The following is a 14,202-nucleotide window of genomic DNA, read 5'->3' as shown; positions in this document are numbered from 1 at the left end:
CCGAAGCTATGTTCGACTGTCAGATCAAACGAATTCATGAGTATAAACGGCAATTACTCAACATCCTCTATGTGATAAACCTTTACCAGAAAATACTTAATGGAAGAGGAACTGTTTCGCCGAAAGTCCATATATTCTCGGGCAAAGCTGCACCGGGTTATGCCATGGCCAAATTGATCATCCAGTTGATTAATCAAGTTGCTCTTAAAGTGAACAATGATCCTAGAGTCAATGAGCAACTAAAAGTGGTTTTTTTAGAAGACTATAAAGTTTCGCTCGCGGAAAATATTATTCCAGCCGCTGACTTATCAGAGCAGATATCTACTGCGGGTACTGAAGCATCGGGTACCAGCAATATGAAGCTGGCGATGAATGGTGCTTTAACTATCGGAACGCTAGATGGCGCTAATATTGAAATTAGAGATGCTGTGGGTCATGAGAATTTCTATGTTTTTGGTTTATCTGCGGAGCAAATTGCTGAGCAAAGAGCTAAAGGACGGTCATCATATGATGAGTATTTATCTAATACAGAACTTAAAGAGACTGTTGATTCACTTATTTCAGGTACTTTTCATGCCGATAAGAGCCTGTTTTCACCGATATTCCATATGCTGGTGAGTCACGGTGACCACTATTTCCATTTGGCTGATTTTGATAGTTATTGTTACGCACAATATCAAGCATTGACCGATTATAGCGATACTTACAGTTGGCACAAGCGAGCATTAAACACGATAAGTGGTATGGGAGAGTTTTCCAGCGACAGAACTATTCGTGGATACAGCAAGGATATTTGGGGGGAGGAAAACCTTAAGTGAAACATGACAAATCACTCACGGTATTACTTAGTGGACTCTTTTTCTGCCCACTGGTGACTGCGAGTGAAACGACTAATCCACCAGCTGTTAAATTATTTACCAGCCCTTGGTCACGCCTTTTTTCTGGTGATGAGAACACATTTTCAACTGCATTAACCTATAGTTCACCACTTAAAAAAAAGATGGTTAATGTACCTACAGGGAAATATAGCTCGGAGGAAGTATATAAACTAAATCAGCGGGGGCTTTTTAGTGTGCAGTATTCCCCAATAAGTTATCTTTTTGCCAATATGACGGTTCGGGTTCCATTACAAAATACCAGTAAATACAGTACCGACTTTGTTTATAGTTTTGGTTATGACGATTGGCATCCGGGTACTTTTAGTTTGGTTTATGGTAATTACAACGATAATAATAGTTTTTTCCCTGCGACAGGTGCCCAAAGAACACGGTTTGAACAAGGCTCTTGGACTTTGGGCTATAAGTTTACCTTACCCAAGACGGTGGAGTCAGCATTATTGATTAACAAAGCTGACTCACTGATTTGTCAAGTTGGCTATAGTTATGTGCCTCGTTATTACTCTGATGCTTCATCAACTATCAAAGAAAATAAGAACAGTTTTTTAGGGAGTTGTGGCTATACCTTACAACAGCACTATTTTTTGCGTTTGTCCGCGTTTTATTACCCTGACAAGAACCAGCAGCAACCTTGGAATTATGATTATACCTATAGTTTTGGTTATACGTCTGGCTACGCTCCGGGGTCCTGGTCGCTTTTTTATGGCAATTACACCGGGACTCGCTACCCGTGGCGGCAGAATGCAAATGCTAATTTTCGTAGTGGGACAATAAATCTCAGTTGGACATTACCCCTATAAATTGAAGGTGTAAGAATCTGTGCTACGCTTAATTACGCGATTAATAGTTAAGTGAGCATAATGTTTTGGTGGGTATGAAAGGTTCAGGGACGTTGAGCATCCTCTATTGACGATGATGTTTGATAAATTATGTTTACACGAAGCTCTTGGGTAACTTATGCAACCACATCCTTCCGCTACTGGTGTGACATCTATTCTTGTTGTTGATGATTCAGCAAGTTATCGCTTTTTACTGGTTAATCTACTAAAAAATTGGCAATTTACTGTTTTTGAAGCAGAAAATGGCCAAGATGCTTTGGCTATCCTTGATAATAATTCCATCAATATGGTGATCAGTGACTGGGAAATGCCAGTTATGGATGGGTTGAAACTCTGTACTACTATCCGTAAACATTATTCCGATAGGTATATTTACTTAGTATTGATAACCGTGCGGCAATCCGTCGAGGATTTGATCGCAGGATTAGATGCGGGCGCCGATGATTTTCTGTCAAAGCCGATAAATCAAAGTGAGCTACGCGCCCGATTACATGCAGGTGAACGGATATTAATGCTAGAGGCAACCCTCGATGCCCGTAATCAGAAACTGTCCCAAGCCTACCAACAAATAGAAGATGACTTGCAAGCTGCGGCAAAATTGCAACGTAGTGTTTTGCCAGCAGAAAAACTAATGGTGAGTGGTTTTCAAGCCGAATGGATGTTTATACCCTCCGCGTATGTTTCGGGTGACTTGTTAAGTTTTTTCCAACTGGGAAATCAACACATTGGTTTTTATAGTATTGATGTTGCAGGGCATGGCGTGGCCGCAGCGATGCTGTCACTGTCAGTTGCACGCCAATTTCTTAATGGGCGCACGGTAGATAACTTACTGATTTCACTGGCAGATACTCCCTCTGGTTATCTAATTACCCCGCCACACAAAGTTGTGAGCGAACTTAATCGCCGTTTCTGTATAGAAAATGATGATATCGCCAGCTATTTCACTCTTATTTATGGCGTTATTGATGTTCAAACAGCGGGTGGGGTGCTTTGCCAAGCTGGGCATCCGACCCCCTTTATTGTCAGTAGTTCAGGTCAGATTACCCCTATTGGTGACGGTGGTGCACCGGTTGGACTTATTGATTCGATGGACTATCAGGACACTGCGTTCACTCTTGCTTCGGGTGATAGGCTCTATTTATTCACCGATGGCATTGTTGAGTGTGAAAATCCTGAGCAAGAGCTATTTGGAGAACGACGATTACAAGACTTACTGGCCGCAAGTCAACGTGATTGTGTGCAAACTGTTTTTGGGCAAGTACAGCAGGCATTGAAATACTGGCATCCGGTACAAGAAGATGAACATCAAAGTGATATTCAGAATGGGCGTTCTGCATTTAGTGATGATATCTCGTTACTGGTGATCGAACGCAATAACAATTCCCCTCTCCTAACAGCATTGTAAGGAAGAAATAATGAACTTTGAAACTCAGACAATTGACAATGTATTGGTGATAACCCCCTTGATCAGGCGACTCGATGCATCAGTTTCCCTGAAATTTAAGGAAGATATACAAGCAATGATCGCTCAGGGAGCCAAAAATATTTTATTGGATTTTAGTCGGGTAGATTTCATCGACAGTAGTTGTTTAGGTGCTCTGGTTTCGTTGTTGAAGACCTTAAATGGGAAAGGTGAACTGGCTATTTGCTCACTGAATAATAATATCCACGGAATGTTCAAATTAACCCGGATGGATAGGATATTTACTATCGGTGCTAATCAACCCGATACATTACAGCAGATGCATTCCGTAGCACCTTAATTTGTAAGGAATACTTATTTATGAAAGCCATGATCCTTGCTGCCGGGAAAGGAACCAGAGCCAGACCACTGACCACCATACTGCCAAAGCCAATGATTCCATTGATTCGAAAACCTATTATGGAATCGATTATTGAGCATTTAAGAAAATATGGTTTTAATCAGTTAATGGTGAATACCAGCTATCTATCTGTGGACATCGAGAATTACTTTCGTGATGGCCATGCCTGGGGAGTAGAAATAGGTTACTCCTACGAAGGTATTATGGAGGGTAATACTTTTGTTGACAATGTTCTGGGTTCAGCGGGTGGAATGAAACACATCCAAAATTTCTCAGGTTTTTTTGATGAAACTTTTGTCGTTGTCTGTGGTGATGCATTAATTGATGTAGATTTCGATAAGGTATTGGCTTTCCATCGAGCCAGAAAAAGTGTGGCAACCTTGGTGATGCGCCCAGTCTCAGCAGATCAGGTAAACAAATACGGTATTGTTGTTACTGATGAGCAGGGTAGAGTTAGTAAGTTTCAAGAAAAACCTAAAACCGAGGATGCATTATCAAACAATGCCAATACCGGAATTTATGTTTTTGAGCCAGAAATATTCGATTATATTCCTGATGGCGTTGAATACGACATTGGTAGTCAGTTGTTCCCCAAACTTGCTGAATTAGGTGTTCCTTTCTACGGTATTGCCTTGCCATTCCAATGGGTTGATATTGGGTCTCTACAAGATTTTTGGCATGTGAATCGCATGATCCTTAATCAGGATTTACCCGACTATCCCATGCCGGGAATTAAGATTGCACCTCAAATCTGGTGTGGACTTAATGTTAAAGCCGACTTTTCGACCTTAGATATTGAAGGGCCAGTCTATATTGGTAGTAGTACAGAAATACAGTCCGGCGTAACGATTAAAGGGCCTACAATTATTGGTGCGGGGTGTTTATTAGAGCAGGGAGCTGTTATCGATCAAAGTTTTATTGCTGATTATACCCGGGTCGGGGGTATTGCGCATTTGCATCAACAGATGATTTTTGCTGGGAAAGTTATCTCACCAGACGGTATGGCCATTGATTTATCTGAGGCGGGTTTAAACTGGCTCATTGATGATAAACGGCGTAAAGATATTATTATGGCAGAGAAATCTTTGTTCGATGAATTCCTACATAAAGATACGTTGATATGAGTTATCACCAGTGTGACTCACAGGGCTGGTTAATGAGAATATGTTTGCCTGCCTCCTTGTCTAGCCTGAATGTTTTACATGAAAAGTTACTACAATTTATTCAACCCTTAAAGATTGATTCATCTAGCAGTTATGCTATGGAACTTGCATTAAATGAAGCATTTATCAATATTGTAAAGCATGGTGTTAACTATGATGCCACCCAAAATATTACTATTGTGATGCATTATGGCAATAATCAACTGGCTGTGACCTTACAAGATAAAGGAAAACCTATACCTACAAAATTTTTGCAAAATAAAAGTGGGTTGTCTCATATTCCTGAGTTGTCAGCGCCGGATTCTTGGCCAGAAAATGGGATGGGATTGATGATGATGTTTAATGCCGTTGATGACATCAGTTATAAAGTGGAAGAGGGCATCAATTACCTATCGCTGATAAAGAAAATAGAAGAGTAGGCGTAAAAATTATGTTTATTCATAAAATAATGCTCTTCGAACTCCCCCTTAAAATGGGCTGATTTATCTCACTTATCTTCATGGATTGACTGAGGTTGTGATAATGGCTTTTTATTTCTCTTCGTTTGAAAACAGGAAACCACCATCACCACTCAAAACTCATTGGGCTACTGAGTTTTTATGGCAAAGTCTGGCGGTTGCAGCGCTTATCTTGGGGGCAAATTATATCCGCTGGCGCTGGATGAATTCACTTAATTACGATGCGCTTTGGTATTCCATCCCCTTGGTAATGGCTGAAACACTAGCCTATATTGGTTCTGTTTTATTCACTATCAACCTCTGGAAAGTCAGAGATATTCCTGTCCTCCCAGTACCTGAAACAATCGATGACTGTATAGCCGCTGAAGAGATGCAAGAAAGGCGTCAGATAAAAGTTGATTTGTTTATTGCCACCTATAATGAAGATGTCGAATTGGTGCGTTTATCGATTCGGGATGCACTCGCCGTAACTTATCCCTTCCCCTTGGATTATCGCATTCATGTATTAGATGATGGTAAACGAAGCGAAATGGAGGTTGTTGCAAAAGAAGAGGGGGTTAATTACTTAAGTCGGGAAAATAATATCGGTTATAAAGCAGGTAATCTCCGCCACGGGCTGGATATGACGGACGGTGACTTTATTATTATCTGTGATGCAGATACCCGAGTTTTCCCCACAATATTGACTCATACTTTGGGTTATTTTCGTGATGTTGATGTTGCCTGGGTCCAGACTCCTCAGTGGTTTTATGATTTACCACAGGGCAAGCGATTACCTGAATGGGCAAAGCAAAAGTTAGGTTCAACAGGCTATTTTGTTGGTAAAGGGATTGAAAAATTGGTTGGCCCGCTGACTGTGGGGCATGATCCCTTTTTTAATGATCCGCAAATGTTTTACGATGTTATTTTACGCCGACGTAATTGGGCTAATGCGGCTTTTTGTTGTGGCGCTGCATCAATTCATCGTCGTGAAGCTATTATGCAAGCTGCGCTGCGTCGCTATGTAGATAATATAGAAGATGAGATCGAGCAATATACGGGCGACCTAACTGATAAAGAAACCAAAGCAGACTTGGCTAAGGCCATGTTACCTCATGTGGTGCATGATACCGAGCTGATGCCATATAAATTTCATGTTTCAGAAGATATCTATACTTCTATCGTTTTACATGGTGATCCAGGCCGTAAATGGCGATCTGTCATGCACCCGCAAATAGAATCAAAAATGCTTTCACCGCAGGATTTGTTGACTTGGATGATCCAGAGATTTAAATATGCGGCTGGTTCAATGGATATTGCCTTGCACGACAGACTTTTCACCAGTAAAAGGATTAAGCTCAGTGCAATACAAAAATTAATGTACGGAACTACTTTTTGGTCCTATTTTGCCTGTATCTGGAATACGGTATTCTTGATTGCCCCATTAATTTATCTTTTTACGGGGATCCCCCCCGTTTCGACTTACTCATCTCCTTTTTATTTGCATTTTTTGCCCTTTATGATTGTCTCTGAATTAGCATTTATGTTTGGCACCTGGGGTATATCGGCGTGGGATGGGAAATCGTCTTTTCTTGCTTTATTTTCCATGAATCTACGAGCTCTTGATACAGTACTACGAGGAGAGAAAATCAAGTTTCATGTGACGCCCAAAGAACGCCAACAGGGCAATTTTTTATCCTTAGTTAAACCTCAGCTCGCCATTATTGGGCTGACGTTATTGGGGTTGATTTGGGGGGCGATTCAGATAGCCGTAGGGAACATAAAAGATCCCTCAGGTTTTGTGATCAATATCTTTTGGGGAGCTGCAAATATTGCAGCCATGATGCCGATGGTTTTAGCCGCATTTTGGCAACCCGAGCATGCTGAATACACCGGACAGGAGGGGGCTTGATGTCATTCAAATATAACCTCCTCAAGGCGAGAAGTTATCTGGCAATGGTGATCGGTATTTTAATCGCATTTTCTATTGTGTTGTATGTCGAAAAGAACTCTCAAGATATGGAAGATTCTCGTGTCCATATCACCACCAGTATTGGCCGACCATTAACACCGGCTCCTCGACCACTGAGTTCCGAAGAAATAATTTGGGCTAAGGCTGCATGGCAATATTTTATTAATAATACTCAGCCGAGTGGTTTAGTGAATTCCGTGGATAAATTCCCATCGTCGACAATGTGGGATACCAGTAGTTATTTTATGGCGCTGATTTCAGCGCAACGAATTGGTATTATTCAACAAGATGAGTTTGATACCCGAATCAGTAATGCATTAGGTGCATTGGCTAAATTGCCACTATTTGAAGGTAAATTACCTAATAAAGCCTATAATACACAGACTCTATCTATGGTTAATTATATTAATCAGCCCAGTACGAAAGGTATAGGTTGGTCGGCTATTGATATCAGTCGAATGATGGTGCCATTAAATATATTGGTCTGGAGTTATCCCCAGCATGCTGTCGAGGTCAATAAGGTTATTTCACGTTGGCAATTAGATGCGCTAGTGGTTGATGATCAATTACAAGGTTCGGTAGTTGATGATAAAACTCAGCTCATTTCATTGCATCAGGAAGGGCGTATGGGGTATGAGCAATATGCGGCACGGACCCTGCAACTGGTGGGTATTAATGCTAGTTTAGCCCTTGATTACACTGCACATCTGCAATTTATTAAAGTTGAAGGGATATTGGTGCCTGATGATGACCGTATCTCGCAAAAAGAGGGAGCAAATACATTTATCGTCAGTGAACCCTATATCTTGACCGGCTTAGAGTTGGGTTTTGATCTTTATTCATCAGAACTAGCCTGGCGGGTTTTTAAGGCTCAGGAGAATCGTTTTCAGCGTACTGCTATATATACCTCTGTCAGTGAGGATCATGTGGATCAAGCTCCTTTCTTTATTTATAGCACACTCCATTATGCTAATGAAGATTGGGCGGTAATTACGGACAAAGGTGAGCGTGTCAATCAGTTACGACAGTTATCAACCAAATCGGCATTTAGTTGGTATGCCTTATGGCGCACACCTTATAGTGAACAGACACGGAATCAATTAAATAGCTTAATGGATTCGAACAAAGGTTGGTATAGCGGAATTTATGAAGTTAACAATAAAATAAATACTTCACTAAATGCCAATACCAATGGCGTGGTGTTAGAAAGTTTGGCTTTTATCAAGGGTGGAAAACTACTTTGTGCTGCCTGTACTCAGGTGATGCAATCCGTTGGCGCAACAGATAAACAACTAAAGTAGGAAGGTTTTATGATGGGAAATCAGTCATTTTTGATAAGGTTAAGTCTCATTGTTAAGGCTGGCTGCTTGATTTTGATACTCCTGGCCATACCGTCTTTTAATACCTTTGCCGAATTACCTGGCAATAAATTAGCTGCTGAAAACTACCCTGTACGGCACGGTGAGTTAACGCCCAGAGAGATGGCGGTTGCAGTTAATGCCTGGCAATATTTTGTCCATAATTTACAACCTACAACTGGGCTTGTTAATGCAGTTAATAATTATCCTTCGACCACAATGTGGGATAGTGCATCTTATTTGGCGGCACTGGTGTCGGCGCGCGAGTTGGGTATTATTAATAAGGAAGAGTTTGACCACCGAATGTTACCTTTTTTAAAGACACTGAATAATATTTCACTATTCCAAGGACAATTACCCAATAAAGCTTACAACACCATAACTGCTGAAAAAGTTAACTATATGAATAAACCCGGTGAAATAGGATTTTCAGCTATTGATACTGGCCGTATGTTAATTTGGCTGAAAATTATTAAAGAACGTTATCCTGAATATGCCAATAGCATTGATAACGTGGTCTTAGGTTGGGATTTTTCACATGTTGTCGATGATTGCGGTACGTTATATGGTGCGATATTAGATAAAAATAACACGCCTCAGTATGTGCAGGAAGGGCGACTGGGCTATGAGGAGTACGCTGCCAGTGGCTTTCAACTTTGGGGTTTTTCAACCTGTCAGGCGTCACGACCTGAACCTTATGATTTGGCTAAAATTTATTGTGTATTAGTACCTTACGACTCTAGAGATGCACGCAAAACTAATCAACACAACTATGTAGTTACCGAGTCGTATATCTTACATGGCCTTGAGATGGGGTGGGATCGCAGTAATGATCGGGCTAATAAAGCGGCGAGCTACAGCCATCCGTGGATGAAAGACTTCGCCAATCGGGTCTATCAGGCACAGGAAAACCGCTATCGTGAAACGGGAATACTGACAGCGCGTTCTAGACCACGCCCCTTACTTTGTTTATGACACGGTTTTTTCCGATGGCTATAACTGGAACACAATTACCGATCAGGGCATTTTTGTCCCTGAAAATGCGGCAGTGTCATTAAAAGCTGCGTTAGGTATGTGGGTATTTTGGCACTCGCCGTACACTGACCGATTATTTGATGCAATAGAAAATGCTAACGTTAAGGATATCGGCTTTAACGAGGGCCTCTACGAAAATGGTAAAGGGCCAATTAAAGAGTTTACGGCAAATAATAATGGCATCATGTTAGAAGCGCTATTATTTAAAAAAGCAGGGAAAATACTCCGTTTCACCAGTGGTGATCCTAGCCATAAAGATTATATTCCCTCGTTGTGGGAACGGCAGTTAATTAATGCTTTTGATGATAATAACAGTAAAAGGAATCGGCCGTATATTGATGCAACACCGAGCTTAGCCGCATTTTGTGATCAAACGGGCATTGCGATACGTAAAGCACCAGATTGTAAGAGCTGCCAGTGTGCTCAGTGTCAGGATGAAAGCAGCAGTAATAATTTATTTAAATTACCGGCGGCAACATCATCATGCGCAAAATAGTGAAGTCCGCCGCTTTTGCCTGGGTTATTGGTGCTGGGCTACTGGGTGCTGCATTTACGGGCGGTATGTTTGTGGCAAGCAGTATTACTCACAGCTCTGTTGCCTATTCTGCCCGTAGTGGTGTGCTATCTGATAATGAACAATTGTGGGCGAAAGTAGCTTGGCGTTACTTTGTTAATAATACGCAAGTGAATACTGGGCTGGTTAATTCTTTGGATAATTACCCGGTTGTTAATCTCTGGCAAATCGGCGACACACTTGTCACATTAACCGCAGCAGCCCAATTAGGGTTGATCAATCGTCAGGAGTTTGATCAGCGCCTCACACTATTATTGGCAACAATAAGTCATTTACCTTTGGTGGAGGGAAAAACGCCAAATCTGCTTTACAACACCGCCAACGGACAGATGATTGATTATGCTCACCAGCCAAAACCACTGGGGTGGTCTGCACAAGATATCGGCCGCTTAATGATAGGTTTGAAAGTTGTGGTGCGTTTTTATCCTGAATATGCTGAGTATTTGGATAAGGTCCTATTACGATGGAATTTCTGTCAGATTATTGATGGTCATGGTGAGTTGCTGAAATCAGCGACGGTTAATGGCAGATTTATAGCCAAACCCGAAGGCGTGTTGGGTTATAGCGAATATACCGCTGGTGCGTTTGGACTGTGGGGTTTTCCTGTAGGAATATCAGCTAATCTTCCCTATAACACCACGTTTATTTATGACATACCTATCGATTTCGATATCAGAGATGCCCGAACAACCTATGTACCCTCTATTGTCGTCAGCTTGCCTTATTTACTTACTGCGATGGAATTAAAAAGCACCCCAATATTTAAACAGCAAAAAAAACGGATAGATAATGTCTATCGGGTACAAGAAATACGGTGGCAAAAAGAACATATATTGACGGCGCGTAGTGATTATTTCACCTCAGTTGCGCCATATCACGTTTACGATACGGTGTTCGCTAACGGTTATCATTGGAATACGATTAGCGAAGACGGGCAATTTCATCCTGACCTGGCGTTGGTATCAACCCGCGCAGTTTTTGGCTTATGGGTTTTGTGGAATAGCCCTTATACCGATGCATTAATGCAGTTGACTCAGATGCAATATGATGAACAACGCGGATGGTATGAGGGGCGTTATGAAAATAATGGTGCATATAACAAGACAATTAGTCTGACGACAAACGCTATGGTATTGGAAACGCTGCTCTATAAAGCGGCGGGGAGTTTAATTAATAGCGACTCTACGGCGGGATATCTGGATGTGCGCATGAGTGATGTTTTTTCACGTCCACAATTATGCCTGCCGCAAGAAAGAGTCATCCGTCGACAGGCGGCATCGAAATGAACATTAATTGCCGGTGCAGGGCTTCCATTTTAAGTTTGGGATTTCTTTTACAACTTATCTCGTCGGTTGTTGTTGCTCAGTTGCCATCCACTTTAGATTTGTCCGGTCAGTGGCGAATACGGGATGGCAATCCGCCAGCTTCTGACGCCTGGCGTGACACCCTGGATGACAGCCAGTGGCAACATTTGAAAGTGCCCGCTAATTGGTACAGTGAGGGCGTCGATCATCAAGGCGTATTATGGTATCGCACCCGGTTTACATTACCGGTTTACATTACCGGTTTTAGATACCGATGATATGGTGACCTTGGTATTCGATGGCGTCGATTATCAAACGGATATTTGGCTCAACAGTCAACGAGCGGGGCAACATAAGGGGTATTTTCAGCGGTTCAGTATCGATATTACCGATATAGCCCGAATAGATAATGTGCTGGCTATGCGTGTAGATAGCCCTTACGAGACTCCGGGCAAAATTTGGTCATTTCGTAAGCAACTGATTAAGGGCGTGTTCAATCATCATGATACTCGGCCCGGTGGCGCGTGGTCGGATCACGGGCAAGATGCCAATTCGGGGGGTATTTGGGCTCCGGTGGCGTCACATATCAGCCGTGGCGCCGTTATAGACAATGTACTGGCCGTGCCTGACTGGTCACGGGGGCTTGCACATCCGATTCTAAAAGTGAGTTTGGATTATCGTGCTAACCACAACCGCTCCGTTGTTATGTTGCTACGTCTGATACCCGATAATTTTATCGGCCAATCTTATCAACTGGAGAAAAGCGTTTCATTGGTTGCCAGTCAGCGTAATGCACAAACTCTCACTGCTAATTTTCTGCTTGATAACCCCGCATTGTGGTGGCCGTCTGGTCATGGGAAACAAAATCTTTATCGGCTGGAGGTCAGTTTCTCAGACCGTTTAGGCATGATGGATGTGACTCATATTCGCACTGGCTTACGGCAAATTGCGATAGACCCCCAACAGCAAAGTTGGTCAATCAATGGCAAACGCCTATTCATCAGAGGGACGAACTATATTGGTAGCCCGTGGCTGGGAAGCCTGACACCGACAGATTATCGCCATGACTTGCTCATGATGCAGCAGGCGAACATCAACGCCATAAGAGTACATGCCCATGTGGCTGGGCGGGCGTTGTACGACCTGGCTGATGAGATGGGGATACTGCTCTGGCAAGATTTTCCACTGCAATGGGGATATGACGATTCAGCCTCTTTTGCCAGAGAGGCTGCCAGGCAGGCCGCAGATATGACACAGCAGTTTGGCAGCCATCCAGCGATTGTATTGTGGTCTGGGCACAATGAACCGCCCTGGGATGCCACATGGATGCAATATCGTTATTCAGACTGGCGGCCTGACACCAACCGGGCGTTAACCGCGAGCGTCGCGCAGGTGCTCAGTCAGGACCATAGCCGGATCACTCATGCTTACTCGTCCACTGCTGAACACTACTGGCAAGGGTGGTACTCAGGGCAGAAAAATGATCATCTTAAACCGGCAACCACCGCAATAATCAGCGAGTTTGGCGCACAAGCCTTACCTGACTTGGCAACGTTAAACACGATAATTCCGCACGCTGATCTGTGGCCAAAAACGGCGGATAAACAAGACGAAGGTTGGCGTATCTGGGCATACCATAATTTTCAACCTCATGAGACATTTGAATTAGCTAAAGTGACTCGCGGGCCAAATATCAATACGTTTATCAAGAACAGCCAACAGTATCAGGCAAGTTTAATCCAACTCGCCGCAGAGAGTTATCGACGCCAACGCTATCAACCCGTTGCTGCATTATTTCACTTTATGTTTACTGAAAACTGGCCGTCAATTAACTGGGGCGTGGTGGACTATCTCCGCCATCCTAAGCCGGGTTATTTTGCTTTGCAGCGAGCTTATCAGCCCGTTTTACCCTCTATAGATCCGAAAACAGAAAGTTGGGTGCAGGGGCAGAGAGGGCGTATTGATTTATGGGCCATTAACGATCACTGGTTCAACTATCAAAAGGCATCATTACATTGGAAAATATTGCAAAGTGGCATGATTTTATCTAAAGGATCGCAGGACATAAAATTAATGGCGGATAGCGGTCAAAAGGTGATTGAATTGCAAGTTATACCTCGTAGCGTTCAACCAATGAATGTAATGAGTGACATTATTAACGAACGGGGTGAGATATTAGGCCATAATGAATTACAAATTCATATTCAACCCTAACTAATACTGCTTATTATTAGCAGAGAATGCTTAAGTTAGATTTGATTGTGGCCAATACTATCTTAAATTACAGAGTGATCCTATGCTTTAGCCAATAGTGATTATAAGGGTATAGATATTATATGAATCCTTCTCCATTCAATGCCCATACGCAGCAATTGTCCTCATCTTGGTTTCCATTTAAGTTACAAAAAAGTATTTTGCTGCCACTGGTTGTTTTCATTATTGGGCTGGTTATTTCAAGTGCGGGAGCATGGTGGCTTTATAACGAAATTAAAGCCAATGCAGAAATCGATTTTCAACGTAATGTTGACCGAGTCTCTGGAGAAGTTGCTCAGCGTTTCAATCTTCCTGTCTATGGGCTGAATGGCATAAAAGGGGCTTATGCGGCTGACGGTGCTTTAACCCGTGGACAATTTCATGCTTATGTCGCCTCGCGTAATTTATCGGTTGAGTTTCCTGGTGTGAGGGGATTTGGTTTTATTCAGCGGGTGCAACGCAACCAGTTAAATACCTTTATGGCTGAGACCCAAGCAGATGGCGCACCGAAATTTGCGCTGCGTCAGCTACAGGATAGACAACATGAC

At 42.6% G+C, this 14,202-nt stretch carries 12 protein-coding genes and 1 pseudogene; all 13 read left to right on the top strand.

Annotation, left to right across the window (positions count from 1 at the left end; all coding sequences use genetic code 11):
- Positions 1–818: glycogen/starch/alpha-glucan phosphorylase (locus V1952_RS14680; protein ID WP_420074992.1), on the top strand; the 818-nt coding region annotated here is incomplete at its 5' end.
- A gap of 53 nt (positions 819–871) precedes the next feature.
- Positions 872–1,696 (top strand): hypothetical protein, encoded by an 825-nt coding sequence (locus V1952_RS14675; RefSeq protein WP_420074993.1) that lies wholly within the window; start codon positions 872–874, stop codon positions 1,694–1,696.
- A 157-nt stretch (positions 1,697–1,853) separates the two neighbouring features.
- Positions 1,854–3,140, top strand: a complete 1,287-nt coding sequence (locus tag V1952_RS14670; RefSeq protein ID WP_420074991.1) for a PP2C family protein-serine/threonine phosphatase — start codon at positions 1,854–1,856, stop codon at positions 3,138–3,140.
- A 10-nt stretch (positions 3,141–3,150) separates the two neighbouring features.
- Positions 3,151–3,498, top strand: a complete 348-nt coding sequence (locus tag V1952_RS14665) for an STAS domain-containing protein (RefSeq protein WP_083159236.1) — start codon at positions 3,151–3,153, stop codon at positions 3,496–3,498.
- A gap of 20 nt (positions 3,499–3,518) precedes the next feature.
- Positions 3,519–4,682, top strand: coding sequence for a sugar phosphate nucleotidyltransferase (locus tag V1952_RS14660; protein WP_372558527.1), 1,164 nt, complete (start codon positions 3,519–3,521; stop codon positions 4,680–4,682).
- The gene (locus V1952_RS14655) at positions 4,679–5,140 is read left to right on the top strand and encodes an ATP-binding protein (RefSeq protein WP_420074990.1); all 462 of its coding nucleotides are present in this window, start codon (positions 4,679–4,681) and stop codon (positions 5,138–5,140) included. Before V1952_RS14660 ends, V1952_RS14655 begins: the two co-directional genes overlap by 4 nt.
- A 103-nt stretch (positions 5,141–5,243) precedes the next feature.
- On the top strand, positions 5,244–7,070 hold the full coding sequence (locus tag V1952_RS14650) for a glycosyltransferase (protein ID WP_372558528.1): 1,827 nt from the start codon (positions 5,244–5,246) through the stop codon (positions 7,068–7,070).
- Positions 7,070–8,431 (top strand): DUF3131 domain-containing protein, encoded by a 1,362-nt coding sequence (locus V1952_RS14645; RefSeq protein WP_420074989.1) that lies wholly within the window; start codon positions 7,070–7,072, stop codon positions 8,429–8,431. The genes V1952_RS14650 and V1952_RS14645 overlap by 1 nt, the downstream gene beginning before the upstream one ends.
- A 12-nt stretch (positions 8,432–8,443) precedes the next feature.
- A pseudogene (locus V1952_RS14640) lies at positions 8,444–10,019 on the top strand (DUF3131 domain-containing protein).
- Positions 10,007–11,383: a DUF3131 domain-containing protein gene (locus V1952_RS14635; protein ID WP_372558530.1), complete on the top strand. Its 1,377-nt coding sequence runs from the start codon at positions 10,007–10,009 to the stop codon at positions 11,381–11,383. Before V1952_RS14640 ends, V1952_RS14635 begins: the two are co-directional and overlap by 13 nt.
- Before the next feature lie 35 nt (positions 11,384–11,418).
- The gene (locus V1952_RS14630; RefSeq protein ID WP_420074988.1) at positions 11,419–11,679 is read left to right on the top strand and encodes a hypothetical protein; all 261 of its coding nucleotides are present in this window, start codon (positions 11,419–11,421) and stop codon (positions 11,677–11,679) included.
- A 1-nt stretch (position 11,680) separates the two neighbouring features.
- Positions 11,681–13,615, top strand: coding sequence for a glycoside hydrolase family 2 protein (locus V1952_RS14625; RefSeq protein WP_420074987.1), 1,935 nt, complete (start codon positions 11,681–11,683; stop codon positions 13,613–13,615).
- A 122-nt stretch (positions 13,616–13,737) separates the two neighbouring features.
- The coding region (locus V1952_RS14620) for a CHASE domain-containing protein (RefSeq protein WP_420074986.1) at positions 13,738–14,202 on the top strand (465 nt) is incomplete at its 3' end.

The sequence above is a fragment of the Yersinia sp. 2542 StPb PI genome (assembly GCF_048593855.1).
Classification (GTDB): domain Bacteria; phylum Pseudomonadota; class Gammaproteobacteria; order Enterobacterales; family Enterobacteriaceae; genus Yersinia; species Yersinia enterocolitica_E.
The sequence above is the reverse complement of the archived record's forward strand: the minus strand, read 5'-3'. Positions and strand labels throughout refer to the sequence as shown.

Excerpts from the sequence above, each read along its gene's own strand:
- V1952_RS14660 (WP_372558527.1), top strand. The coding sequence starts at position 3,519 with ATGAAAGCCATGATCCTTGCTGCCGGGAAAGGAACCAGAGCCAGACCA.
- V1952_RS14635 (WP_372558530.1), top strand. The coding sequence starts at position 10,007 with ATGCGCAAAATAGTGAAGTCCGCCGCTTTTGCCTGGGTTATTGGTGCT.
- V1952_RS14625 (WP_420074987.1), top strand. The coding sequence starts at position 11,681 with ATGGTGACCTTGGTATTCGATGGCGTCGATTATCAAACGGATATTTGG.
- V1952_RS14665 (WP_083159236.1), top strand. The coding sequence starts at position 3,151 with ATGAACTTTGAAACTCAGACAATTGACAATGTATTGGTGATAACCCCC.
- V1952_RS14645 (WP_420074989.1), top strand. The coding sequence starts at position 7,070 with ATGTCATTCAAATATAACCTCCTCAAGGCGAGAAGTTATCTGGCAATG.
- V1952_RS14650 (WP_372558528.1), top strand. The coding sequence starts at position 5,244 with ATGGCTTTTTATTTCTCTTCGTTTGAAAACAGGAAACCACCATCACCA.
- V1952_RS14655 (WP_420074990.1), top strand. The coding sequence starts at position 4,679 with ATGAGTTATCACCAGTGTGACTCACAGGGCTGGTTAATGAGAATATGT.
- V1952_RS14670 (WP_420074991.1), top strand. The coding sequence starts at position 1,854 with ATGCAACCACATCCTTCCGCTACTGGTGTGACATCTATTCTTGTTGTT.